The organism is Trinickia sp. Z7, from assembly GCF_056498045.1.
On record NZ_JAUEQW010000006.1, the window covers coordinates 138,205 to 163,112 of the forward strand.

Below are 24,908 nucleotides of genomic sequence, written 5' to 3' on the forward strand. Positions count from 1 at the left end.
GGGGGTTATTTCCATGAAATTGATGCAGACCGCGTTCGCTGGCCTCGCCGGCGTGCTTTTCGCCGTTTCCGCGCAAGCCGCCGACATCACCGGCGCGGGCAGCACCTTTGCCGCACCGCTGTACACGAAGTGGGCCGATTCCTATGTGAAGAGCGGCGGCGGCAAGGTGAACTATCAAGGCATCGGTTCGTCGGGCGGTATCAAGCAAATCGAGGCGAAGACCGTCGATTTCGCCGGTTCCGACATGCCGCTCAAGGACGATGAACTCGAAAAGCAGGGCCTGTTCCAATTCCCCACGGTAGTCGGCGGCGTCGTGCCGGCGATCAACCTGCCGGGCATCAAGGCTGGCGAACTGACGCTCTCGGGTGAAGTGCTCGCCGACATCTATCTGAACAAGATCACGAAGTGGAACGATCCGGCCATCGCCAAGCTGAACCCGGGCGTCAAGCTGCCGGATACGGCGATCGCCGTGGTGCGCCGCGCCGATGGCTCGGGCACGACGTTCATTTGGACCGATTACCTGTCGAAGGTCAGCCCGGAATGGAAGTCGAAGATCGGCGAAGGCACGACGGTCAACTGGCCGACGGGCACGGGCGGCAAGGGTAACGACGGCGTCGCCGCGTTCATCCAGCGTCTGCCGGGCGCGATCGGCTACGTCGAGTGGGCCTACGTGAAGCAAAACCACATGGTCTACACGAAGATGCAGAATCACGACGGCAAGGTCGTGACGCCGGATACGGCTACGTTTGCCGCCGCCGCGAAGGGCGCAGAATGGAACAAGTCGTTCTATCAGATCCTGACGAACGAGCCGGGCGCGCAAGCATGGCCGATCGTCGGCGCGACCTTCGTGTTGCTGCACAAGACGCAAGATAAGCCGACCCAAGGCGCGGAAGCGTTGAAGTTCTTCAGCTGGGGCTTCAAGAACGGCAACGATGCCGTGACGTCGCTCGACTACATCCCCCTGCCGCAGTCGGTCACGGCTGAAATCGAGAAGCAATGGAAGGCCAACGTGAAGGACGCCTCGGGCAAGGCAATCGCCGAGTAAGCGGGCGAGACGTCACGATAAATAGTACGTAGGACGTATCGAGCAGCAAGCAGTATGCTGCAATGCAGGAAAGGCCCGGCAAGGCGAAGGCGCTTTGCCGGGCACGGCTACCGGCCGCGCCATCGGGGCTGCGGCATCAGCACACGGGTTCACATGTCCGATACTCGCTTCATGTCGACCGCGCCAGCCGAGCACGCTCAGCGCGCTCCGAGCCAGTTCGGCGATTTCATCTTCGGCAATCTCGCGCGCTTGGCCGCGATCGTCACACTGGTGCTGCTGGGCGGCATCATCGTGTCGCTGATCATCGAATCGTTGCCGACCATCGAAAAGTTCGGCATGCGCTTTCTTTGGACGTCGGACTGGGATCCGCCCAGCGACGTCTACGGCGCGCTCGTGCCCGTCTACGGCACGATCGCCACATCCATCATTGCGCTCATCATCGCGGTGCCCGTCAGCTTCGGCATCGCGCTCTTTCTCACGGAGTTGTCGCCGGTCTGGCTGCGCCGCCCGCTCGGCATCGCCATCGAATTGCTCGCCGCGATTCCGTCGATCGTCTACGGTATGTGGGGCTTGCTCGTGTTTTCGCCGATCTTCGCCACCTACTTCGAAGCGCCGCTCGGTGCGGCCCTCGGCCCGTTGCCGATCATCGGCGCGCTGTTCAAGGGGCCGCCGATCGGCATCGGTATTCTGTGCGCGGGCGTCATTCTCGCGATCATGATCATCCCGTACATTGCCTCGGTCATGCGTGACGTGTTCGAGGTCACGCCCGTGCTGCTGAAGGAATCGGCCTATGGGATCGGCTGCACGACCTGGGAAGTGATGTGGAAGATCGTCCTGCCGTTCACCAAGAGCGGGGTGATCGGCGGCGTCATGTTGGGCCTCGGCCGCGCGCTGGGCGAAACGATGGCGGTCACGTTCGTGATCGGTAATACGAATCTGCTCGGCAACGTTTCGCTATTCTCGCCGGGCAACAGCATCACCTCGGCCCTCGCGAACGAATTCGCGGAGGCTGGCCCGGGCTTGCATACATCGGCGTTGATGGAGCTTGGCTTGATCTTGTTCGTCATCACGTTCGTCGTGCTTGCGATCTCCAAGCTGATGCTGCTGCGTCTGCAGAAAGCGGAGGGCACGAAATGAGCGGACCGTCCATGCAAATCCCGGGTGCGGCGAGCCCTGAGGTATTCGCCGCGACGCGCGGGCGCTTGCAGCGCCGCCGCCGCACGGTCAACGCCATCGCGCTGGCAATGTCGATGGCGGCCATGGCGTTCGGGCTGCTGTGGCTCGTTTGGATTCTTTATACGACCCTGAGTCTCGGTGTCGGCGGCTTGTCGCTCGCATTGTTCACGCAATCGACGCCGCCGCCGAACACGGACGGCGGGGGGCTCGCCAATGCGATCGTGGGCACGCTGATGCTCGTGGGCGCGGCAACGGTGGTCGGCACGCCCATCGGTGTGCTCGCCGGCGTCTACTTGGCCGAGTACGGCGGCAAGGGCTGGCTTGCCGCCACGACGCGCTTCATCAACGACATTCTGTTGTCGGCGCCCTCGATCGTCGTCGGTTTGTTCGTCTACGCGATCGTAGTGGCGAAGATGGGGCATTTCTCGGGCTGGGCCGGCATGATTTCGCTCGCGCTGCTGCAGATTCCGATCGTGATCCGCACGACCGAGAACATGTTGAACCTGGTGCCCAATGCGCTGCGCGAGGCGGCGTTTGCGCTCGGCGTGCCGAAGTGGAAAATGGTGCTCTCGATCACGCTGAAGGCGTCGATGGCCGGCGTCATGACGGGCGTGCTGCTCGGCGTGGCGCGTATCGCGGGCGAAACGGCGCCGCTGTTGTTCACGGCATTGTCGAACCAGTTCTTCTCGGTCGACATGAATCAGCCGCTCGCGAATCTGCCCGTGACGATCTTCAAGTTTGCAATGAGTCCGTTCCCGCAGTGGCAATCGCTCGCGTGGGCCGGTGTATTCCTGATTACGCTCGGCGTGCTTGGACTGAATATCCTTGCGCGTACGATGTTCGGCAAGAAATAAAGCGACGGAGCGCCTTATGAACATGGCTGAGAGTCACCTGTCCCACATCGAGCGTCCCGCGTCGCCCGCCGGCCACGAGCCGGCCACCGGCGAGCTGCCGCTTGCGCCCGTCGCGCCGAAGATCGAAGTGAAGAATTTGAACTTCTTCTACGGCAAATACCATGCGCTGAAGAACATCAATCTTGCCATTCCCGAAGGCAAGGTAACCGCGTTCATCGGCCCCTCCGGTTGCGGCAAGTCCACGCTCTTGCGCACGTTCAACAAGATGTTCGCGCTGTACCCCGAGCAGCGGGCCGAAGGCGCGATCATGATGGATGGCGAGAACCTGCTCGCGACCGATCGCGACATCTCGTTGCTGCGCGCGCGCGTGGGCATGGTGTTCCAAAAGCCGACGCCGTTTCCGATGTCGATCTACGACAACATCGCGTTCGGCGTGAAGATGTTCGAATCGCTCTCGCGCTCGGAAATGGACGACCGCGTCGAGTGGGCTTTGACGAAGGCGGCGCTCTGGAGCGAGGTCAAGGATAAGCTCGGTCAAAGCGGCTACGGTTTGTCGGGCGGTCAGCAGCAGCGCCTCTGTATTGCGCGCGGCATCGCCATTCGCCCGGAAGTGCTATTGCTCGACGAACCGTGCTCGGCGCTCGACCCGATCTCCACGGGGCGCGTGGAGGAACTCATTGCCGAGCTCAAGAGCGATTACACGGTCGTCATCGTCACGCACAATATGCAGCAGGCGGCGCGTTGCTCCGACTACACGGGATACATGTATCTTGGCGAATTGATCGAGTTCGGCGATACCGAAAAGATCTTCATCAAGCCGGTCCGCAAGGAAACCGAGGATTACATCACCGGCCGCTTCGGCTAAGGAGACAACCATGACGGATAAACATTTGTCGAGCCAGTTCGATGCGGATCTGAATCTCGTTTCGTCGAAGGTGCTCGAAATGGGCGGCCTCGTCGAAGCGCAGATCACGCGCGCCATGCAGGCGCTCAACGAGTTCGACGAGAGCATCGCCGATCAGGTGATCGCGGCCGAAGAAACGGTCAACACGATGGAAGTCGTGATCGACGAAGAGTGCAGCAATGTGATCGCGCGCCGGCAGCCGGCCGCGCGCGATCTGCGCTTGTTGCTCGCGATCTCGAAAACCATCACCAACCTCGAGCGCGCGGGCGACGAGGCGGAAAAGATCGCCAAGCGCGTCAAACGTTTGACGGAAGACGGCGCCTCGCGCACGGTGAACATCGCCGAGATCAAAGTCTCGGGCGAGATGGCCGTGTCGATCCTGCGTCGTGCGCTCGATGCGTTCGCACGCCTGGACACGGTGGCGGCCGCGCAAATCGTGCGCGACGACAAGGCCATCGACGAGGAATTCCGCGCTTTCGTGCGCAAGCTGGTCACCTACATGATGGAAGACCCGCGCACGATTTCGGCGGGGCTCGAATTCTTGACCATCGCGAAGGCGATCGAGCGTATCGGCGACCACGCGAAGAACATCGCCGAGTTCATCATCTATATCGTGAAGGGGACGGACGTACGGCACAAATCGCGCGACGCCCTCGAACGCGAAGCGCTTAGTTAACCAGAGGTGACGATGCCGAGCAGCATTCTCATCATCGAAGATGAGCCCGCCATTTCCGAACTGATTTCGGTCAACCTGCAGCATGCGGGCCATTGCCCGATCCGCGCTTATAACGCGGAGCAGGCCCAGGCGCTGATCAGCGACGTGCTGCCCGATCTCGTCTTGCTGGACTGGATGTTGCCCGGCAAGTCGGGTATCGCGTTCGCGCGCGATCTGCGCAACAACGAGCGCACGAAGCACATCCCGATCATCATGCTGACGGCGCGCGGCGATGAACAAGACAAGGTGCTGGGCCTCGAGATCGGCGCCGACGATTACGTCACGAAGCCGTTTTCGCCGAAGGAGCTGATGGCCCGCATCAAGGCCGTGCTGCGCCGTCGCGCGCCGCAATTGACCGAGGACGTCGTGGCCATCAATGGGCTCAAGCTCGATCCGGCCACGCATCGGGTCGCGGCACATGCATCGGGTAGCGAAATCAAGCTGGATCTGGGTCCCACCGAGTTTCGTCTGTTGCACTTTTTCATGACTCACCCCGAGCGGGTGCATAGCCGCACGCAACTGCTCGACCAGGTCTGGGGCGATCACGTGTTCGTCGAGGAGCGCACGGTCGATGTCCATATCAAGCGGCTTCGCGCCGCGCTAAAGCCAGCCGGTTGCGATGCTATGATCGAAACGGTGCGCGGCAGCGGCTATCGTCTCGCCAAGAGCGCGTAGCGCCGGTGCGCCGGGCGCGCCGCGCGGGGAAACCGCGGTGCGCTTTTGATTCGATTCACCCATGACCTCATGAATATTATTTGGGCGCGCTCGATCGTATCGCTGCTGCTGCTTGCGCTCGTATGCGCGGCCATCGCGGCCGTCGCAAGCGTGCGTGCAGCGTTGATCTTCGCCGCCGTCGCGCTCGTCGCGCAAATTCTCTTTTCCACCTATCACACCGAGCGTTTGTGGCGCTTGCTCGATGCGCCGGTCTACGGTGAAGTGCCGAGCGCACCCGGGGTGTGGGGCGAAATCTACTACCGGCTGCATAAGCTCGCCAAGCGCTGGCACGCTCAAGTGCGGCAAGTCGAGCAGCAGCATTCGCGCTTCATCCAGGCGATCCAGGCGTCGCCCAACGGCGTGGCCATGCTCGACGATCACGACCAGATCGAGTGGTGCAACGAGATCGCCGAACAGCATTTCGGCTTGGACGCCAAGCGCGACCTGCGCCAGCACATCACGCATCTCGTGCGGCATCCCGACTTCGTGCGCTATCTGAACTCGCATCAGTACGACGAGATGCTCGTCATGCGCGGAATGGGGGACAAGCGGCAGAACGTCCTTTCCGTGCAAGTGTTCCCCTACGGCGAAAATCGCAAGCTCGTGCTGTCGGCCGACATCACCGAACTGGAGCGCACCGATGCCATGCGGCGCGACTTCGTCGCGAACGTCTCGCACGAACTGAAGACGCCGCTCACGGTGCTGTCGGGTTTTCTAGAGACGTTGCGCGAGATTCCGCTCGAACCGGCCGATCGAGAACGCTACTTGGAGTTGATGGATCAGCAGGCCTCGCGCATGCGCAATATCGTCGACGACTTACTGGTGCTCGCCAAGCTCGAAGGTGATGCCAAGCCGCCGAGCGATCGCCCGATCGATATGCGCGCCGTGATTTCGCATGTGCGCGAGGATGCCGCGACGCTCTCGGGCGGGCGCCATCGCATCTCGTTCGCAGCCGATGACACGCTGACCGTGACGGGTGTCCAAACGGAGATCTTGAGCGCGCTCGGCAATCTCGTGACGAACGCCATTCGCTATACGCCCGATGGCGGCTCGATCGATGTCGCCTGGAAGCTGGTCGGCAACGAAGCCTCGTTCTCGGTGACCGATACGGGCTTCGGGATTCCATCGGCCGACATCCCGCGGTTGACGGAGCGCTTTTACCGCGTCGATCGCAGCCGCTCACGCGATACGGGCGGCACCGGGCTCGGCCTCGCCATCGTCAAGCACGTGCTGCAACGGCACGACGCGACGCTCGAGGTCAAGAGCGAAGAGGGCAAGGGCAGTACGTTCAGCGTGCGTTTTCCGGCGCAGCGCTCGTTGCGCCGTCAGCCCGCGCATGCAGGCGTCTAGCCGCGCGCAGCTGCGCAGGTGCGGATCGGGCGCGCAGCGAGCCCTGCCGCCGCCGCGGCCGCCGGTCCCTAGCGTGCTCCGCTAGCAGCCGAATTTCGCGAGCAAGCCTGCTTGGGCGTTGCGCGAGGTTTTGCCGGGGCGGCTGCGCCGGTAGTGGCCATCGCTTTGCATCACCCAGGCCGATTGGTTGTCGCCGAGCAGCGCCGACAGCCCCTCGGCGATGACTCGCCGTTTCAAGCGCCGATCGTTGATGGGGAAGGCGACCTCGACGCGGCGGAAGAAGTTGCGATCCATCCAGTCCGCGCTCGACAGATAGACGCGCTCCTGCCCATCGGCGAAGAAATAGAAAATGCGGTGGTGCTCGAGGAAGCGCCCTACGATCGAGCGCACGGTGATGTTCTCCGATAGCCCTTCGACCCCCGGCTGCAGCGAGCAGACGCCGCGCACGATCAAATCGATCTTCACGCCCGCTTGCGACGCCTCGTACAACTCGGCGATGACCGTCGGCTCGAGCAGGGCATTCATCTTCGCGACGATGCGCGCCTTCCTGCCTGCGCGCGCGTTCTCCGCTTCCGCACGGATCGCTTCGACGAGCTTGGGATGCAGCGTGAAGGGCGATTGCCAAAGCTCGTGCAGCCGCAATTCGCCGCCGATGCCCGTCAACTGCTGGAACACGTGGTGAACGTCTTCGCAGATGCGCTGATCGGCCGTCATCAAGCCGAAGTCGGTGTATAGGCGCGCGGTGCGCGGATGATAGTTGCCGGTGCCCAAGTGCGCATAGCGCTTGAGCGTCGACTTGCCGTTGTTCGTCGTGCGTCGCACGATCAGCATCATCTTTGCGTGGCACTTGTGGCCCACGACGCCGTAGACGACGTGGGCGCCCACGGCTTCGAGCTGCGAGGCCCAATTGATGTTGGTTTCTTCGTCGAAGCGCGCCAGCAATTCGACGACCACCGTGACTTCCTTGCCGTTGCGCGCCGCTTGCATGAGTGCGTCCATCAGCGGCGAATCGGTGCCGGTGCGGTAGATCGTCTGCTTGATCGCCACGACGTTCGGGTCCTGCGCCGCCTGCAGCAGCAATTCCAACACGGGCTGAAAGCTCTCGTAGGGATGATGCAGCAACACGTCACCCTGATCGAGCGTATCGAACAGGCTGGTGGCGTTCGCGAGGGCTGGCGGCGTCGCGGGCACGTGCGGCACGAACTTGAGGTCGGGCCGATCGACGAGGTCCGGCAACTGCATGAGACGCACGAGATTGACCGAGCCATCCACGCGATAGCAGTCTTTTTCGCTCAAGCCGCTTTCGTCGAGCAGCCGGCGCACGAGGTGGGGCGGCGTATCGGCCGAGACTTCGAGGCGCACGGCGTTGCCCAGGTGGCGTGCGGGCAACTCGCCTTGGAGCGCGACCCGCAAGTTCGTGATTTCGTCTTCATCGACGAATAACTCGCTGTTGCGCGTGATCCGAAATTGATTGCAGCTTCGAATCGTGAGATTGGGAAACAGCTCGTGGACGAACCGCTGCATGAACGAGCTGAGCAGCACGAAGCCGTAGGCGAAACCCGAGAGCTCCTGCGGCATGTGCACGAGGCGCGGCAGCGCGCGCGGCGCTTGCACGATACCCATCACCGCCTGGCGGCCGAATGCGTCCTTGCCTTCGAGCTCGACCACGAAATTCAAGCTTTTGTTGAGCACGCGCGGGAACGGATGCGCCGGATCGAGGCCGATCGGGGTCAGCACGGGCAGCAATTCGTCGACGAAGTAGCGGCGCGCCCATTCCGTCTGAGCTTCGGTCCATGCCTCGGCGCCGTGAAAGTAAATGCCTTCTTGTTCGAGGGCCGGGAGCACCGTCTCGTGCAGCATCGTGTACTGTCGGTGCACGAGCTTGTGGGCTCGCTCGACGACCAGATCGTAGACATGCTGCAGCGACATGCCGTCCGGCGCCAACGAACCCGGGTTGTCGCGCATCTGCTCCTGCAGTCCCGCCATGCGCACTTCGAAGAATTCGTCGAGGTTGCTGCTCGTGATGCAGATGAAGCGCAAGCGCTCGAGAAGCGGCACGGACGGATCGGTGGCTTGCGCGAGTACGCGCTCGTTGAAGCCGAGAATGCCAAGCTCACGGTTCAGCAGTGGGTAACGCAGCGACATCGGCAGCAAATGAGAAGGGTCGGATGAAGAAATGAACGGACGCTCGGACATTCTCATAGTTCGGTGTCATCGCGATGAAAAGTCATACTGTCACTTTTTAGGCATTCTACGGAGATTCGGCGCGAATTTGGCAATCCCGTGAGTTCGGCGCCTAGTTCGATTGCGAATGGGCGTCGTTCGGGCGATACGCAGGCGACCAAGATGTCGCATGGGCGATGCCACGTTGATGCAATGCACCGTGGCGAAATACTATGTGCTTACAATGACGTTTTTGAACAGCGCGGCGCTCGCCCGGGCGATAGGTCCCGGCGGGTCGCACGCGCGCACGGGAGCTTGCTTTCCTAATGCCCAATACCCCGCACCTTCTTGCGTCCGTAGACCTCGGCTCGAATAGCTTCCGGCTCATCGTCGGCCGCGTCGAGGAAACGACTGCCGGCGCGCAGATCTATCAGGTCGATGCGCTGCGCGAAGCCGTGCGGCTAGCCGCGGGGCTCTCGACCGACAAAATGCTCGATCGCGCTTCGCAAGTGCGCGCTTGGGATGCGCTCAAGCGCTTCGGCGAACGGCTGCGCGATTTTCATCCCGACCACGTGCGCGCCGTGGCGACCAATACGTTGCGCGTCGCCAAGAATGCAAGCGAGTTTCTCGTCGAAGCGCAAAACGCACTGGGCTTTCCGATCGAAGTCATCGCGGGGCGCGAAGAGGCGCGGCTGATCTACGCCGGCGCCGCGCATTCGGTGCCGGCGATTTCGGGCAAGCGGCTCGTCGTCGACATCGGCGGCGGTTCGACCGAGTTCATCATCGGCCAGCACTACACGCCGCTCGTGATGGAGAGTCTTTACATCGGCTGCGTCAGCCACAGCCGCGCGTTCTTTCCCGCGGGCAACGTCGACGATTACACGATGCGGCAGGCCGAACTCGCGGCCAAGCGCGAAATTCAGATCATCTCGCGCGAGTACAAGCAAGCCGGATGGGATCAGGCGATCGGGTCCTCGGGCACGGCCCGGGCGCTGGCCGAACTCGTCGAAGCCAACGGCTTCAACGATGCCGGCGTGACGCACGGCATCTCGCGCGGCGGCCTCGAGCGGCTCAAGCGCGCGCTCATCAAAGCCGAAAACGTCAATCGGCTCAAGCTCGTCGCGCTCAAGCCCGATCGCGTGCCGGTGCTCGCGGGCGGCTTGTCGATCATGCTGGCGGTGTTCGAGGAACTCGGCATCGAATACGTCGACACGACCGACGGCGCATTGCGGCTCGGCGTGCTATACGACCTGCTGGGGCGCACGCAGCACGAGGACATGCGGGCGGTCACCGTCGCGGGGTTCATGCGCCGTTACGGTGTGGATCGCGCACAGGCCGAGCGCATCGGCGAACTGGCGGTCGGTTTTTACGATCAGCTCGGCGCGGCGAATGGGGAAGAGCTGGAAGAAGGGCGCGTTTTTCTCGGCTGGGCGGCCGCGTTGCACGAGATCGGCTTATCGATCTCGCATAGCTCGTATCACAAGCATTCCGCCTATATCGCGAGCAATGCCGATATGCCCGGCTTCTCGCGCACCGATCAAGCGCGGCTCGCTGCGCTCGTGCTCGGGCATGCGGGCAAGCTCGGGAAATTGTCCCAAACCCGCGAAGTCGAGTGGCCATTGCTGTTTTGCTTGCGGCTCGCGGCGCTGCTGTGCCGCCGGCGCACCGATGCAGGCCTGCCCGGCATTCGCGTGGCCAGGTCGCACGGCGGCTACGAAGTGCGCTTGCCGAACGAATGGGTCGTGGGCAATCCGCTGACCGATTACAGCCTGACGCAAGAAGCGGCCGAATGGGAGAAGGTTGGGATTCGCTATCGCGTCGTGTACACGGACGAATGAGCGGGTGCATCGGAACGAAGCGCTATCGCCGATATTGCGATGAAAGAAGCGGCCCACGCTCCGTGCCGAGCGTGGGCCGCTTTTTCTCCATGGCCGATAATGCGCGCCGAGGGTGCGCCGATGCGCTGCTTCAGGCGAGGAAGTGACGCGCGTAGCGGGCGTTGATGTCGGTCAAACGGAACAGCGTGAGGAAATCGGCGCAGTTGAAGTCAGGGTCCCATGCCGGTGCGCCGCAGATCTTCGCGCCGAGGCGCAGATACCCTTTGACGAGCGGCGGCGGCGCGACGCGCACGCCGGTGCGCAGTTCCTCGACCGGCAGTGGCGTATGCGCGAACGCGCGGTATTCAGGACTCGTCAGCGCCTGCTCGCGCAACGACTCGTACAGATTCGCTGCAAAATGGCCGCCGTCGGCCATCGGCACGCTCGCGCAACCGAGCATCGTCTCGTAGCCGTTTTGCATCATGTAGGTGCCGAGCCCGCCCCACAGCGACATGATGACCGAACCGCTGCGATAGTCGGCATGCACGCAGGAGCGTCCCACCTCGACCATCTTCGCGCGCAGATGCGCCAGGCGCGAGAGATCGAATTCGCCCTCGGCGTACAAGCGGCCGACGCGGGCGGCTTGATGGGGCGGCAGGACGCGGTAAGTGCCGACCACCTGCAGGGTATCGAGGTCGCGCACGAGCAAATGATCGCAATAGGCGTCGAACGCGTCGACGTCGAGCCCGGACGGGCCCGAGACGCTCGCGCCCATTTCTTCGGCGAACACGCGGTAGCGCAGGCGTTGCGCCTCCCGCAGTTCTTCATCGGTGCGCGCCCAGGCCACTTGCAGACGGTGTTCCTGCGTGACGGTTTCTTTTTCTCGCGGCAGGCGACGGCGCGAATCGAGCGGGATCGAAGCGAAGGGCAGGGTCGGCGTCGGCAGATCTCGCATAGGGGTTCCTGGTTCCTAATGAAGATGAAAGGCATGCTAGGTCTTCGCCAATGTAGTAACGGGCGATGACGTTTGCATGGCAAACGCGTGTCGCTGCGATGACATGTCGCGCGGCGGACACGCGCGATTCATCGGGTTTAAAGCAGATCGGGAGAAATGACCGCCCGCACCACGACCCGTCCGGAGCCATTGCGCTCGCGATTCGCGAGCCACCACAGGCCGCCTTTCTTGATCGTCCATTCGGCGCGTTGCGCGGCTACCAGATGCGAGGCGACGAGGCCTAGGGTGGGTTGATGCCCGACGATGACGACCATTGAAGCTAGGCCGTCCGGCCAGCCGGCTGCTTCCAGTACCGCCTCCGGCTCGGCGCCGGGGGCGAGCCGATCCACGCTGCGGTATTGGTCTGTCAACGCTTCTACGGTTTGGACGGTGCGAGCGGTGGGGCTCGCCAGAATCACGGCGTCGGGGCTGAGCCGTTGCCTGATCCATTTGGCGACGGCTTGCGCTTGCTTGCGCCCGCGCGGAGTGAGTTGCCGGGCCGCGTCGCTGGGCGCGGTGTCTTCCGCTTCCGCATGACGCCAAAGAATCAAATCCATGTCGTTGCCTCCTTTCGCTAGGGGCGCGCGAGCACGCCATCGGTCATTGGATGCAAAAACCGCGAGATGCTACAGAGTGAATGTTAGCCGCGCGAACCGAACCGCGCTGAAAGGTTCTTCGCGCCGAGATTGACCGATCGAGGACAAGGCAGCTAGAATCTCGGATTCGTCGGAGCGTAGCGCAGCCTGGTAGCGCATCTGATTTGGGATCAGAGGGTCGTAGGTTCGAATCCTATCGCTCCGACCAATCGTTTTAGTCTCAAGCACATGGCCCGGTCGCTACAGCCGGGCTTGCTTTGCGACCGCCATATAGCCCATGCGTCGGCGGGTGTGAAATTCAACAATAAGACTGGACATGATTGTCGAGGCCGCGCAGGAGGTGGCGTTCTCGGCCCCGTGCTTCTCGAGCCCACCATGTTCCAGGTGACCTATGTTGCCTCGGAGGACGTAGCGATGCTCGACCTCTCGGAGTTGGCGTTTGATACAGGTGGGCACGCATTCGCGTGTGTAAGGGAGCGTTCGGGCGTAGTGCGGAAGATGGACCGATCGCTCGACCTAGCAGACGCCCATTCGGCGAGTCTGCAGCTATTGGGGTGTGCAGCCCATTTGCGATCGCCGTGTCGTGATCCTTCGATTGCCCCATACCGGTAAGCCCTATTGTGCGTTGACATCACCGGTTTGCGCGATCTTGGTTAATACGATTTTCTGGTCAGCGTACCACGCTGCCAAACACGATTTGTCCCTGCAGTTCTTCTCGCGATAGTTCCATTGCTTCCGCGTGCGGTCGGTAAAGGCCGCCTTGTCGGTCACCGCCGCCTTTGCTTGCTGATAAATCGTGGCCAACTCGCGATCGGACATGGCAAGGTCAGGATCATGACAAATCAGATAATCGGGAACAGAAGTGGCCTTTGCACAATCGAAGCTGGTTTGATATGTCGTCGCCGATTGATCCGAGGCCGACACGGCCGGGGTGGCATTGGAAGCAGGCCGAGGCGATTGCGATAGCAGCGAGAAATTCAGCCATCCACTCACAGGATTGCTCGATTGTACGGGAGCGACGCAGCCCAACTGCGGATCGATCGATTCGGGCGAGCAATAGGGTCCTGAGTAGGTCGCGCGAACCCACGAATCGGTGGATTGCGGCACCGTTTGGGCCGAAGACATATCGACGCTCACGCCGGAGCCTTTCGGGATCACGATCATCGGTGTACATCCGACGCCCGGGCAGGACCGTAGGTTCGTATCGTGGGCGCCAACCCACATTTGGACAGAGGACGAGGCAGCCGACAGCGGAGACGAGACTGCGGGTTGGGGCTGCATCTCAATATGGCTGTCATGCTGCCGTTGGCCGTATGGAGCAAGTTGACCGGAGACCGCATCCTCCAGCATCGCGCCCATTATCGAATCGCGTCTCACAGGCAACGTCTCCGTACTGATCACAGAGGCGTCCAATAACATCTCGGACTTCGCGTATTGGCAAGGAAGCTGGCAACTGACGCGGTTCACAACGCTGGAATTATTCTGATCGACTCCCAAAATCAGAATGATGTATGTGCCGTTCCTATTGCCTTCGTAGCGAACCATAATGAGCGGCTTCGTCGCTATGCCTTTCCTGATGTCGTCTTCGCTCAGTGCCGGCTCATAGCCATATGTTCCTTGATCGACCATCTGATAATTGTGCGGGGGCTGTACCGGTGCCGGCGCTGGGACTGGCGTCGTCGGTGCACTATTGGGTGCAGGTGTTGCGTTTGCCGCATCGGTTCGAGGCTGATCCGTAGCCTTTTCACACGCGGACAACGTCAGGATCGCGGCGCAAAATGCGGCGATTGTCACCTTCTTCATGATTTTCCCCGAGGCAAAGGTCTGGTCGATGTTTTTGTGCCAAGCTTGACGGCAACCTAGTGTATCCCGGATTAAATTTTGTACGGTGTTTTTATACAGACTCGATGGTCGCAATTCCAAGGTAAGCATTGCTCAGCAGATGGGTATCACGAACGTTGAAAATCCGGGACTCCTGTTAGTGGTTTCGAGGAGCCGCGGGATCCACGGACTCGACGATAGCGTTATTAGTCCTGAGGTCCCCGTACGGTACGCCCACGTTGTGCAAGATGGGCTCGTTCGGGTTTGCCGGCTTGCGCGAGCGTGCTTATCTCGTCGAAGGCGAGCTTCATATTGCGTCTTCGCCGAGAAAGGGAACGGCAAACGAAGTGCGCATTCCAGTTAGCGCGCACCTCGATCTTGCCGTGGACGCAGGGGCAGCAGGGCCATGCTCTTGAGCGCCTCGTTTCTTCGCTACCCGGCGGTTTTCGCCGCGGGCTCGTTGCGGCAGCCCCTAAGCGTCGATCTCGACGATCTTGTCCCAGGCGAACTGCGGATTCTCGAGCCGATTGCGGCGTCGATCGATATAGCCACGCGGGTTGCATACGATGCGTGTCCCATTGACCACGTAATCGAACGGGGTATGGGTATGCCCATGAATCCATAGCGCGACGGACGGCCCGAGCAGCTCGGGCAGGTGGCTGATGAAGCCGGCCGAAGCAAGATCTTGAGCGAAGCGTTCGGCGAGGCTCGCGCGATGCGGCGCATGATGCGTGACGACGATGGTCTGGCCACCGAACGGCTTGCGCAGTTCCTTCGCCAGCCACTCGCGCGCGTGGCGGTGCAGAACCAGCGTGTCGGCCGGCGCGAACAGCCGCGGCCCCGCGCCGGCTTGCGCAGTTTTCCCCTCTACGCCCGAAACCGCCGCGCTCGAGGGCCACGTCACCTGTATCGGGCCGCGGAAATCGAGCATGACTTTTTCCGCCGCGGCGATCGACGCGGCGATGGCGTCCTCGCTCGCGCCGAACAGCGCGAAGTCGGTCCACAGCGTCGTGCCGAGCACGCGCCAGCGACCGCCCGGATCGATCAAAGCCGCGTTGTTCAGGTAATGCACTTGATCGACGCCCGCCGCGGCGTCGCGCATCGCCACTTCCAGCGCGCCGAACTCGCCGTCGTAATACTCGTGGTTGCCGGGCACGTAGACGACCGGCGTTTGGCCGCCGAAGGTTTGCGCCGCCCAGCGGATACCCTCGGCGTGATTGTGGATGTCCCCGGCAAGAACGATGAGATCGGCCTCCGTATGCGGGACGACCTCGGGCTCGTCGCACTCGAGATGCAGATCGGACAACACGCGAATTTTCACGGGAACGCCTCTTTGCTCGATCGATTCGATGATGGTTGAACCACCGCCGCCCGCGGTATCGATGAGCGTGGCGCGGCGGGGACGATGCTTAGCCTAGCACTTTGCCTGGGTTCATCAGGCCGAGCGGGTCCAGCGCCGCTTTGATCGCCCGCATGATGCCTACCTCGACGCGGGATTTGTAATGCGACAGCTCGGGCACTTTCAGTTGGCCTACCCCGTGCTCGGCGCTGAACGTGCCTGCGTGCCGATGCACGCTCTCATAGACGATCCGATTCAATTGCGCTTGATGCCGCGCGAGAAACGCCTTCGGATCGCCCCCTTCGGGGGCCTGCACGTTGTAGTGCAGGTTGCCGTCGCCCAGGTGGCCGAACGTGACCATGCGCGCGCCTGGCACTTCCCGTGCGATGGCCGCATCCGTTTGCTCGACGAACGCGCCCACGCTCGAGATCGGCACTGCAATGTCGTGTTTGATGTTCAAGCCTTCTTGGGCCTGCGCGAGCGGGATGTGCTCGCGCAAATCCCAAAAGGCTTTCGATTGCGCGAGGTTTTCTGCGACGACAGCGTCTTCGACGAGTCCCGACTCGAGGGCTTGTTCCATCATTTGTTCGAACAGAGACCGAGCATGTTCCTCGCTTTCGTTGTCCGATAGCTCGAGAAGGACGATTTGCGCGTGCGTTTCGCCGAAGGGATAGCGCATCTGAGGAAAATGCTTTCCGACCAGCCGCAAGCAAAAATCCGACATCAACTCGAATCCGGTCAGCAGCGGACCGGCACGACGCTGGGCGAGCGCTAGGAACTCGAGCGCGCTCTGCGGCGAGGCGAGGGCTGCAAGCGCCGTGACGCGCGCGGCGGGCAGCGGATGCAGCTTCATGACGGCGGCCGTGATGATGCCGAGCGTGCCCTCCGCGCCGATGTACAGATCGCGCAAATCGTAACCGGTATTGTCTTTGCGCAGGCCGCGCAGCCCGTCCCAAATCTCGCCTTGCGCGGTGACGACTTCCAGACCGAGGCATAGCTCGCGGGTGTTGCCGTAGCGCAGCACGCCGGTGCCGCCGGCGTTCGTCGAGAGGTTGCCGCCGATCGTGCAACTGCCCTCGGCAGCCAGGCTCAGCGGGAACAGGCGTGCCGCCGCGCGCGCATGCTCCTGCACTTGCGCCAGCACGACGCCCGCTTCCACGGTGATCGTGTTGTTGTGCGAATCGAGTGCGCGAACCCGGTTCAAGCGGGCGAGGCTCACGATCGCCTGCGCTCCCGTGTCATCGGGCGTTGCGCCGCCCGCGAGGCCGGTGTTGCCCCCTTGGGGCACCAGCGGCACCCGGTGCTCGTTGGCGAGCCGGACGATAGCGGCGACTTCTTGCGTCGTGCCGGGGCGGAGCACGGCGCAAGCGGCGCCCGTGTAGCGGTGGCGCCAATCGGTGAGGAACGGCGCAGTGTCGTGCGGCTCGGTTAGAACGTTGGCCGCGCCGATTGCGGCGCGGCATGCGGCGACGAATGTGTCGCGCGCCGCTGAACGAGTGTCGGTCATGATGGTTCGTCCTTCCTGCGCAAGATGCGCGATAGCCGGGAAACCGAGGGCGTGCAATCGCCGCGCGCGAGGGCGCGCGTCAAGTTGGGTGCGAGGCGGCGTGCGCCCCTAAGTCGACTCGGGCGCGCTCGCATCGCGGCGTGCCGCGCGCGCTGCGCGCTTGAAGGGCGCCAGATAAGCAAGCGCGCAGCCGATAAAGAGCGCCGCGAGGACGACTTCGGCCCAACCGAGCCGCGCGGATAAACCGGCATCGGTCATGCCGCGCACCACGCCTTCGGCCAGATACAGCAGCACGAGCATCGACGCCCATTGCAATGTGTAAAGCTTATGCCGCCATACACCGGGCAACGCGCACACGAGCGGCAGCGCCTTGAGCACGAGTGCCGATCCGCCCGGGCGCAGCGGAGCGAGCCACCGTTCCCAGGCCACGGCCAGCACGATCAGGGCCGCGAGGGCGAGCGCCGCGCCCAGCGCGCAACCGTTGCGCGGGACGACGCGGGCGGCGGCAGGCGCGCCGGCTCGGCCGGCCGTCATGGCCGGCCCGCCAACAGCGAGGCCGCGCGCGCGAGCCGGGCGCCAAGCGCAATCGCGAGCGTCTTTTCGTCGGCCGACAACGTCGATTCGCGCGCGCCGGCGCCGGATACGTGCGAGGCGCCGTAAGGCGTGCCGCCTGTTTGCGTGGTCGCGAGCGTGCTTTCGGTGTAAGGGATGCCCACCATCAACATGCCGTGGTGCAGCAGCGGCAGCATCATCGAGAGCAGTGTCGATTCCTGCCCGCCGTGCAGGCTGCTCGTCGAGGTGAATACGCAGGCAGGCTTGCCCGAGAGGGCCCCGCTCATCCATTGCGGCGTCGTGCCGTCCAGGAAGTACTTCAGCGAGGCCGCCATGTTGCCGAAGCGCGTGGGCGAGCCGAGGGCCAGCCCCGCGCATTCTTCGAGATCGCGCAGCTCGGCGTAGGGCGGGCCGTCGGACGGAATCGCGGGCGCGGTGGCTTCGCTCACCGCCGAGACGGCCGGCACGGTTCGCACGCGCGCCTGCATGCCGGCGACGCTGTCCACGCCTTGCGCGAGCGCCAATGCCAGATCGCGGGTCGCCCCGTGCCGGCTGTAATAGAGTACGAGAATGTCTTTCATGAGCATGGGTCGTGAGCGGCTTATTATAGGGGCGTGTACGCCGCCGCGCCGCTGCGTGCGGCGATCGAACGAAAAGGAGAACCTCGACTTGCGCACGTTCAGCTCCGAACTGCAGACCCTTCAACGTCTCGCGCGTTTTGCGATGAAGCGCATCGGCGAAGACCGCATCGCTCAGGTGGCCGGCAGCTTGACGTTTACGACGATGCTCGCGATCGTTCCGCTCGCGACGGTCGCGTTCGCGCTATTCACGGCCTTTCCGATCTTCGCGACGTTTCAGATGTCGCTGCAGACATTCCTCGCGCAGCACCTGATGCCCGATCAGATCAACAACCAAATCTTCAAGTATCTGAATCAGTTCGCTTCCAAGGCCAAGGGGCTGACGACGGCCGGGATGATCGTGCTGTTCGTCACCTCCGTCATGACGATGATGACGGTCGAATCCGCGCTGAACGTCATATGGCGCGTCGCCAAACCGCGTCCGTTTGCGCAGCGTGTGCTCGTCTATTGGGCGATCATCACGCTCGGCCCGCTCCTGATCGGCGTGAGCCTATCGATTTCTTCGTATCTTTTTACTCAATCGAGCGTGCTCGCCAACGGGCACGTGCCTCCGCTGATCGAATGGGCGCTGACCGGCGCATCGTTGCCGTTGACCGCGTTGGCATTCGCTCTGCTTTACGTGTACCTGCCCAATTGCTCGGTTGCATGGCGCGACGCCGTGGTGGGCGGGCTGGCGGCGGCCATTGCATTCGAGCTCGCCAAGCGGGGCTTCGGTTATTACGTGCGCAGGATGCCGACGTATACGGCTGTTTACGGCGCGTTCGCGCTCGTCCCGCTGTTCTTGTTGTGGGTCTATCTGTGCTGGTTCATCACGCTTGCCGGCGCGACGATCGTATCCGCGCTGCCCGCGATCCGCTTGGGCCAGTTTCACCGGCGGCATTACCCGGGCAGCGACTTGCTCGATGCGCTCGAGTTGCTGGTGCGCTTGGACGAGATGCGCGATGCGGGCAAACCGGGCCTTACGCCGATCGAGCTCGCGCGCATGCTTCGCTGCGATATCGACACCGTGACACGGCTGGTGAACAAGCTCGACCGTCGCGGCTGGGTGACGCCGCTTGCCGGGGAGGCCGCGCCGCGTTACGTGCTGATCGCCAATCCCGCGCAAGTGACGGTGGGCCGGTTGTTCGACATGTTCGTAGTGGACCGGCGCGAGCTCGAATACCAACTGCGGCTGGATTTCACGCGAGTGGACGCCGCGTTGCTGCTCGATGCGCTGCACAACCCGAAGCTCGATTTGACATTGGCCGTGCTCGTGGCGGCCCGTCGTGTGCGAGGCGCGCCGGACGGCAGCGGCAATACGCTGCGCGCGCCGTGGCCGCAACAACCCGCGTAGCGGCGAGGCGACCGCCGCGTTGCGTTGTAACGACAATCGCTGCACATTCCGGCGGCTGCGGCATGCGACCGGGGCGCTAAGCACTCCGGGTCGCACCTGAAGCGGCCGCGAGCGCTACAAGGCTAGAGCGCGATTTTGCCGATGCAAATGTCCTTGAACATCACCCAGTCGCCCATGAGGCTGTAGAGCGGGTGGCGGAACGTGGCGGGACGGTTCTTCTCGAAGAAGAAATGGCCCACCCAAGCGAACCCGTATCCACAAACGACGGCTGCGGGCAGCCAAAGCCAGGCCATCGTCGCGACCGCCATCGCCAAGCAGCCGATCACCCCGAGCGAGCCGACGAAATGCAGGCGACGACAAATCGGGTTGCGGTGCTCGCCGAGATAAAACGGATAAAACTCGGCGAAGCTGCCGAAATGAGCCGTATGAGCGCTGTGAGCCATCGCATCCTCCCGTTCGCGGTTGCGCACGAGTGTGCGCGCCAAGGCGGGCGCCGCTACGCGGGGCGCGAGAGCATGCCACGGCCGCGCGCCGCCCTGGACTGACAAAACCCATTGTCCGGCGATCGCCGCGAAGGCGCAACCCGGCCTTACGGCCTATCGGTCGAGCCGCAGCGCGCGCTGCGCGTCAAGCCGGTTGCGTCGCGGCAACGGTACGCGCGAAGGCGAAGAGCGCATCCAGCGTGGCATCGGGCTGCTCGGCCATGAGCGCATGTCCGGCTTCGAGCGTGACGACATCCACCGGCGCACCGCCGGCCTGGAGCGCTTGCACGAGCGAGCGCGCGGCCCGAGGCGGCGTCATCATGTCCTTTGCGCCCAGCACGAGGCGCACCGGGCAGCGCACTTGCGCGGCGCGCTCGAGCCCCTGCGCGTAGGCGTTGCAAGCCGCGAAGTCCGTATGAAACAGGTGCGCCTCGCCGCGCGCCGAAACGCGTTCCATGAGGCGCTGGTTCACGCCGTGGAGCCAAAAGCCGGGGCCGGGGCAGGACGGTTTGGCGGCGATGCTCGAGTGCGACCAGCGATTCACGAGTTCGATCGCTTCCGGCTCGCGATTGAGCGCCGCATCGAGCAGCGCATCGGAAACGGCCATGGGAACGGCCGTCGCCACGAGTGCGGCGCCGAGCGCGCGCGCCGGGTGACGGCCGGCGAAATCGAGCGCGACGAGCGAGCCCATGCTATGGCCGACGACGAGCGCGGCGGGGGCGCCGGCGGCGTCGAGCAGGTCGGCCAGCCAATCGGCCAGCGCCTCGATCGTGGTTTTCGCCAGGCCCTCGCTGCGGCAGTGTCCGGGTAGATCGACGGCAAGCACATTGAAGCCGTGGTGCGCAAAATAGCGGCTTTGCAGCGCCCACACGCTATGGTCGTGCTGCGCGCCGTGGACGAACACGGCCGTGGGCAGCGCCGCGTCGAAGCCCTTGCCGCCGGTGTAGGCGTAGGCGGACTTGCCTTGGACGGTCACGATCATGTCGTCTCCTTTTTCCCAGACGCGCCGGCCGTGGCTTTGCCGGCGGCTTTCAGCGCGCGCTTGAGATCGTCGATCAGATCGTCGGGATCCTCCAGGCCGATCGACAGGCGGATCGTGCCTTCGGCGATGCCGGCGGCAGCGAGCGCGGCGGCGTCCATGCGGAAATGGGTGGTGGAAGCGGGGTGAATGACGAGCGAGCGCGCATCGCCGACATTGGCCAGATGCGAGAACAGCGTCAAGGCTTCGATGAAGCGGCGCCCTGCGGCACGGTCGCCCCGTAGGTCGAAGCTGACGACCGCGCCGGCGCCGCGCGGCAGCAGGCGCTTGGACAGTGCGTAATCGGGATGCGATTCCAACTCGGGGTACGCGACCGATTCCACCGCCGGCTGGGCCGCGAGAAATTGCACGATTTTGCGCGTGTTGGCGACGTGTCGCTCCATCCGCAACGGCAGGGTCTCGATGCCTTGCAGCAACTGCCACGCGGCTTGCGGATGCAGGCATGCGCCGAAATCGCGCAGGCCTTCCCGTCGTGCGCGCAGCAGGAAAGGCGCCACCGTGCTTTCTTCGGCGAACACCATGCCATGGAAGCCGTCGTAAGGCTCGGTGAATTCGGGAAAGCGCCCCGACGCAGCGAAATCGAACGTGCCGGCGTCGACCAGCACGCCGCCGACGGTGGTGCCGTGACCGCCCAAGAACTTAGTAGCCGAGTGATAGACGAGATCGGCGCCGTGCTCGAATGGCTTGAGAAGGTACGGAGTGGTGAAGGTCGAATCGACGAGCAGCGGGATCGCGTGCGCGTGCGCGATCTCGGCGAGCGCAGCGATATCGAGCACGTTCAGGTTCGGATTGCCGAGCGTTTCGCCCAGCAGCAAGCGGGTGTTGGGGCGAACGGCGGCCCGCCAGGCGTCGAGATCGCCCGGTTTGACGAACGTCGTCTCGATGCCGAAGCGGCGCAGCGTGTAATGCAGCAGGTTATGCGAGCCCCCATATAGCGCGCTCGATGCCACGATATGGGAGCCGGCGCCCATCAGCGTGGCGATGGCCAGATGCAGCGCGGCCTGGCCGCTGGCGGCGCCGATCGCGCCGACGCCGTTCTCGAGCGCCGCGACGCGCTCCTCGAATACCGCGACGGTCGGATTCGAGATGCGCGAGTAGACGTGACCGGCGCGCTCCATGTTGAACAGGGCGGCGGCATGGTCGGCATCGCGAAAGACGAAGGCGGTGCTTTGATAGATGGGCGTGGCGCGCGCCCCCGTCGCGGGGTCGGGGGCCGCGCCGGCATGCACGGCTAGCGTGTCGAAGCGGTTGGCGGACATGGCGTCGGCCGGGCGGCGCCCGGCAAAGGTTGCGGTGGCGGCCATCGTACACCGGCTTGCTGGTGGCCGGCCCCCTCTCGCGCAGGGTTCCATCCGTCGTAGGACCTTGCGCCTCGCTTTCCTTTTGCGGGCCTTTCCGCTAGGATCGACCGATCCATTGAAGCTTTGTCGGGAGAGCGCCATGAGAGTCAGCGACATCTTGAAGGTCAAGGGCAACACGCTTTATACGGTTACGCCCGATACGCCGCTGAGCCAGGCGGTCAGCACGATGGCCGAGCACGACATCGGCTCGCTCGTCATCATGGAATTCGGCGATCTCGTCGGCATGCTGACGTTTCGCGAAATCATCCTGACGCTCAAGCAGAACAACGGCAGCGTCGGCACGGCCACGATCCGTAAGGTGATGGACGATCACCCGATCACCTGCACCCCAGAAACGGATGTCAACGAAGTGCGCCGCATGATGCTCGAGCACCACGTCCGGTATCTGCCCGTCATGGAAAATCGCACTCTAATGGGCGTTATCTCGTTCTATGACGTCGCCAAGGCCGTCGTAGAAGAGCAAAGCTTCGAGAACCGCATGCTCAAGGCGTACATCCGCGATTGGCCCGAAGACGGTCAGGCGCGCGACACGCGCTGACCCGGGTTCGGTCTTTTTGACGCATGAGCGATCAACCGCTGCCCGCCGCTCCGTTGCCGCGCCGCGCTCCGCGCGCAACCCATTCTCAGTTCACGTTGTTCGGCGAGCGGCGATTTGCGCCGTTCTTTTGGACGCAGTTTCTCGGCGCACTGAACGATAACGTTTTCAAGGTCGGGTTCAGCTCCCTCGTCACGTTTCAAACGGCGCGTTTCTCGGGCGTCGACGCCAAGACCGCGGCGTTCCTGATTTCAGCCATATTCATTCTGCCGTTCGTTCTGTTCTCGGCTACGGCGGGGCAAATCGCCGATAAGTACGACAAAGCGCAGCTCACGCGCTGGGTCAAGACGTTCGAGATCGCCGTGATGTTGATCGGCGGCGCCGGTTTCGTCACGCATCACGCGCCGCTGCTTTACCTCTGCACTTTCCTGATGGGGGTGCATTCCACGGTCTTCGGCCCGGTCAAATACGCTTATTTGCCGCAGCATCTGGACGATCGCGAACTCGTCGGCGGCAACGGGCTCGTCGAAATGGGCACGTTCGTCGCCATACTGATCGGCACGATCGTCGGCGGCGCCGCGGCGGCGGCTCCCGGCCTGGGCGCGTGGCTGCTGGCGGCCGCTTGTCTCGTCGTTGCGCTGATAGGGCGCTCGGCGTCGAGTTGGGTGCCGGTCTCGCCCGCTCCCCAGCCGCAATTGCGGATCAATTGGAATCCCATTACCGAGACGTGGCGGAACCTAGCCCTCGCTCGTGAAAACCGCACCGTATTCCTGAGCTTGCTCGGCATCTCGTGGCTCTGGTTCGTCGGCGCGACTTTCCTCACGTCGTTCTTCAGTTACGCCAAGGATGTGCTGTCTGCCAATCCGGACGTCGTCACGGTGCTGCTCGCCACGTTCTCGGTCGGTATCGGGACGGGCTCGCTGCTGTGCGAGCGCCTATCGAAGCGGCGGGTGGAGATCGGCCTCGTGCCGCTCGGTTCGATCGGAATTAGCGTATTCGCGCTCGATCTGTATTGGGCGAGTCGTGGCTTGCCCGTGCCGGGGCGGCTGATCGGCGTCGGCGAGTTTCTGGCGCATGCCCGCCACTGGCGCATTCTCGCCGATCTATTCCTGCTCGCGATGTTCGGCGGCTTCTATAGCGTGCCGCTCTACGCGCTGATCCAAAGCCGCAGCCAGGCGACGCACCGGGCGCGCATCATCGCCGCGAACAATATCCTCAATGCGTTCTTCATGATCGTCTCGGCGCTCATGGCGATTGCGCTCACTGCCGCGGGCGTCAGCATTCCAGGTTTGTTTGCGGTCACGGCTTTGCTCAATATTGCGGTCGCGGCTTATATCTATTCGCTCGTGCCCGAATTTTTGCTGCGCTTCATCGCCTGGCTGCTCGTCCATACCTTCTACCGGATTCGTCTCGTGCATGCGGAGCGGCTCCCCGAGGCGGGCGCCGCGGTGCTCGTGTGCAATCACGTCAGCTACGTCGATGCCGTCGTGATCATGGCCGAGAGCCCGAGGCCGATTCGGTTCGTGATGGATTACCGTATTTTCGGCAGGCCGCTCGCCGGCTGGCTGTTTCGCCATGCGAAGGCGATTCCGATCGCGCCGGCGCACGAGGACGCCGCTATGCTGGAGCGCGCCTACGATGCGTGCGCGGCGGCGTTGGCCGAAGGCGAGCTCGTGTGCATTTTCCCTGAAGGCAAGATCACCCGCGACGGCGAAATCAATCCCTTCCGACAGGGCGTCACACGGATCGTCGCGCGCACACCGGTGCCGGTCATCCCCGTGGCGTTGCGCGGGCTGTGGGGCAGCGTGTTCTCGCGCCATGCCGACGCGCGTTGGCCACGCCCGATCAAAAAGGGCATGATGAGTCGTCTCACGCTGGCCGTGGGGGAGCCGTTGCCCCCTGAAGCGGCGACGCCCGAGACGCTGCAGCGCATCGTCGCCGACTTGCGCGGCGCACGCCGCTAGGCGCGCTAA

21 protein-coding genes, 1 tRNA gene and 1 pseudogene are annotated in these 24,908 nt (G+C 63.4%); 12 read left to right on the forward strand and 11 right to left on the reverse strand.

Features of this window, described 5'->3' with window-relative positions; all coding sequences use genetic code 11:
* The first annotated feature begins 13 nt into the window (after positions 1-13).
* From pstS to phoR, 7 genes are all read left to right on the forward strand, one after another.
* Positions 14-1,045, forward strand: a complete 1,032-nt coding sequence (gene pstS / locus QQS38_RS13035; RefSeq protein ID WP_479645795.1) for a phosphate ABC transporter substrate-binding protein PstS — start codon at positions 14-16, stop codon at positions 1,043-1,045.
* 171 nt (positions 1,046-1,216) lie between these two features.
* Complete coding sequence (gene pstC / locus QQS38_RS13040) at positions 1,217-2,182, forward strand: phosphate ABC transporter permease PstC (protein WP_479645969.1); 966 nt, start codon at positions 1,217-1,219, stop codon at positions 2,180-2,182.
* Positions 2,179-3,075, forward strand: a complete 897-nt coding sequence (gene pstA, locus QQS38_RS13045) for a phosphate ABC transporter permease PstA (protein ID WP_479645796.1) — start codon at positions 2,179-2,181, stop codon at positions 3,073-3,075. Before pstC ends, pstA begins: the two co-directional genes overlap by 4 nt.
* A 16-nt stretch (positions 3,076-3,091) precedes the next feature.
* On the forward strand, positions 3,092-3,940 hold the full coding sequence (gene pstB, locus QQS38_RS13050) for a phosphate ABC transporter ATP-binding protein PstB (RefSeq protein ID WP_479645797.1): 849 nt from the start codon (positions 3,092-3,094) through the stop codon (positions 3,938-3,940).
* Between the two features lie 10 nt (positions 3,941-3,950).
* A complete protein-coding gene (gene phoU / locus QQS38_RS13055; RefSeq protein ID WP_479645798.1) occupies positions 3,951-4,655 on the forward strand; it encodes a phosphate signaling complex protein PhoU in 705 nt (234 codons plus the stop codon).
* A gap of 12 nt (positions 4,656-4,667) precedes the next feature.
* A complete protein-coding gene (gene phoB / locus QQS38_RS13060) occupies positions 4,668-5,369 on the forward strand; it encodes a phosphate regulon transcriptional regulator PhoB (RefSeq protein ID WP_440541944.1) in 702 nt (233 codons plus the stop codon).
* A gap of 69 nt (positions 5,370-5,438) precedes the next feature.
* Complete coding sequence (gene phoR, locus QQS38_RS13065) at positions 5,439-6,758, forward strand: phosphate regulon sensor histidine kinase PhoR (protein WP_479645799.1); 1,320 nt, start codon at positions 5,439-5,441, stop codon at positions 6,756-6,758.
* Between the two features lie 81 nt (positions 6,759-6,839).
* On the opposite strand, the gene ppk1 is transcribed toward phoR, so the two are convergent.
* On the reverse strand, positions 6,840-8,903 hold the full coding sequence (gene ppk1 / locus QQS38_RS13070) for a polyphosphate kinase 1 (protein WP_479645970.1): 2,064 nt from the start codon (positions 8,901-8,903) through the stop codon (positions 6,840-6,842).
* A 344-nt stretch (positions 8,904-9,247) separates the two neighbouring features.
* Here ppk1 and ppx point away from each other — a divergent pair, with 344 nt between their 5' ends.
* On the forward strand, positions 9,248-10,759 hold the full coding sequence (ppx, locus tag QQS38_RS13075; RefSeq protein WP_479645800.1) for an exopolyphosphatase: 1,512 nt from the start codon (positions 9,248-9,250) through the stop codon (positions 10,757-10,759).
* Between the two features lie 130 nt (positions 10,760-10,889).
* On the opposite strand, the gene QQS38_RS13080 is transcribed toward ppx, so the two are convergent.
* Entirely contained in the window at positions 10,890-11,693 is an 804-nt protein-coding gene (locus QQS38_RS13080; RefSeq protein WP_479645801.1) for a GNAT family N-acetyltransferase, read from the reverse strand.
* A gap of 137 nt (positions 11,694-11,830) precedes the next feature.
* The gene (locus tag QQS38_RS13085; RefSeq protein ID WP_479645802.1) at positions 11,831-12,289 is read right to left on the reverse strand and encodes a SixA phosphatase family protein; all 459 of its coding nucleotides are present in this window, start codon (positions 12,287-12,289) and stop codon (positions 11,831-11,833) included.
* 170 nt (positions 12,290-12,459) lie between these two features.
* On the opposite strand from QQS38_RS13085, the gene QQS38_RS13090 reads away from it, so the two are divergent.
* Positions 12,460-12,536, forward strand: a tRNA-Pro gene (locus tag QQS38_RS13090).
* A 407-nt stretch (positions 12,537-12,943) separates the two neighbouring features.
* Here the strand turns inward: QQS38_RS13090 and QQS38_RS13095 are convergent.
* The 5 genes and pseudogenes from QQS38_RS13095 to wrbA form a co-directional block, all read right to left on the reverse strand.
* Positions 12,944-13,219: pseudogene (locus tag QQS38_RS13095) on the reverse strand (lysozyme inhibitor LprI family protein); the annotation flags it as partial.
* Positions 13,220-14,621: 1,402 nt separating this feature from the next.
* On the reverse strand, positions 14,622-15,470 hold the full coding sequence (locus QQS38_RS13100; RefSeq protein WP_479645803.1) for a metallophosphoesterase: 849 nt from the start codon (positions 15,468-15,470) through the stop codon (positions 14,622-14,624).
* 88 nt (positions 15,471-15,558) lie between these two features.
* The gene (locus QQS38_RS13105; protein WP_479645804.1) at positions 15,559-16,995 is read right to left on the reverse strand and encodes an FAD-binding oxidoreductase; all 1,437 of its coding nucleotides are present in this window, start codon (positions 16,993-16,995) and stop codon (positions 15,559-15,561) included.
* 108 nt (positions 16,996-17,103) lie between these two features.
* Entirely contained in the window at positions 17,104-17,529 is a 426-nt protein-coding gene (locus QQS38_RS13110; protein ID WP_479645805.1) for a DUF2069 domain-containing protein, read from the reverse strand.
* Positions 17,526-18,128, reverse strand: coding sequence for an NAD(P)H:quinone oxidoreductase (wrbA, locus tag QQS38_RS13115; RefSeq protein ID WP_479645806.1), 603 nt, complete (start codon positions 18,126-18,128; stop codon positions 17,526-17,528). Before wrbA ends, QQS38_RS13110 begins: the two co-directional genes overlap by 4 nt.
* A gap of 88 nt (positions 18,129-18,216) precedes the next feature.
* Between wrbA and QQS38_RS13120 the strand changes: the two genes are divergently transcribed.
* Positions 18,217-19,518: a YihY family inner membrane protein gene (locus tag QQS38_RS13120; protein WP_479645807.1), complete on the forward strand. Its 1,302-nt coding sequence runs from the start codon at positions 18,217-18,219 to the stop codon at positions 19,516-19,518.
* A gap of 122 nt (positions 19,519-19,640) precedes the next feature.
* Here QQS38_RS13120 and QQS38_RS13125 read toward each other — a convergent pair whose 3' ends face one another.
* The 3 genes from QQS38_RS13125 to QQS38_RS13135 all read right to left on the reverse strand — a co-directional run bounded on the left by QQS38_RS13125 (position 19,641) and on the right by QQS38_RS13135 (position 22,298).
* Complete coding sequence (locus tag QQS38_RS13125; RefSeq protein ID WP_479645808.1) at positions 19,641-19,961, reverse strand: Mpo1-like protein; 321 nt, start codon at positions 19,959-19,961, stop codon at positions 19,641-19,643.
* A 184-nt stretch (positions 19,962-20,145) separates the two neighbouring features.
* A complete protein-coding gene (locus QQS38_RS13130; protein ID WP_479645809.1) occupies positions 20,146-20,982 on the reverse strand; it encodes an alpha/beta fold hydrolase in 837 nt (278 codons plus the stop codon).
* On the reverse strand, positions 20,979-22,298 hold the full coding sequence (locus QQS38_RS13135) for an O-acetylhomoserine aminocarboxypropyltransferase (protein ID WP_479645971.1): 1,320 nt from the start codon (positions 22,296-22,298) through the stop codon (positions 20,979-20,981). The genes QQS38_RS13130 and QQS38_RS13135 overlap by 4 nt, the downstream gene beginning before the upstream one ends.
* Before the next feature lie 181 nt (positions 22,299-22,479).
* On the opposite strand from QQS38_RS13135, the gene QQS38_RS13140 reads away from it, so the two are divergent.
* Complete coding sequence (locus QQS38_RS13140; RefSeq protein ID WP_479645810.1) at positions 22,480-22,938, forward strand: CBS domain-containing protein; 459 nt, start codon at positions 22,480-22,482, stop codon at positions 22,936-22,938.
* Between the two features lie 23 nt (positions 22,939-22,961).
* The gene (locus QQS38_RS13145) at positions 22,962-24,899 is read left to right on the forward strand and encodes an MFS transporter (protein WP_479645811.1); all 1,938 of its coding nucleotides are present in this window, start codon (positions 22,962-22,964) and stop codon (positions 24,897-24,899) included.
* The last annotated feature ends 9 nt before the right edge of the window (positions 24,900-24,908 follow it).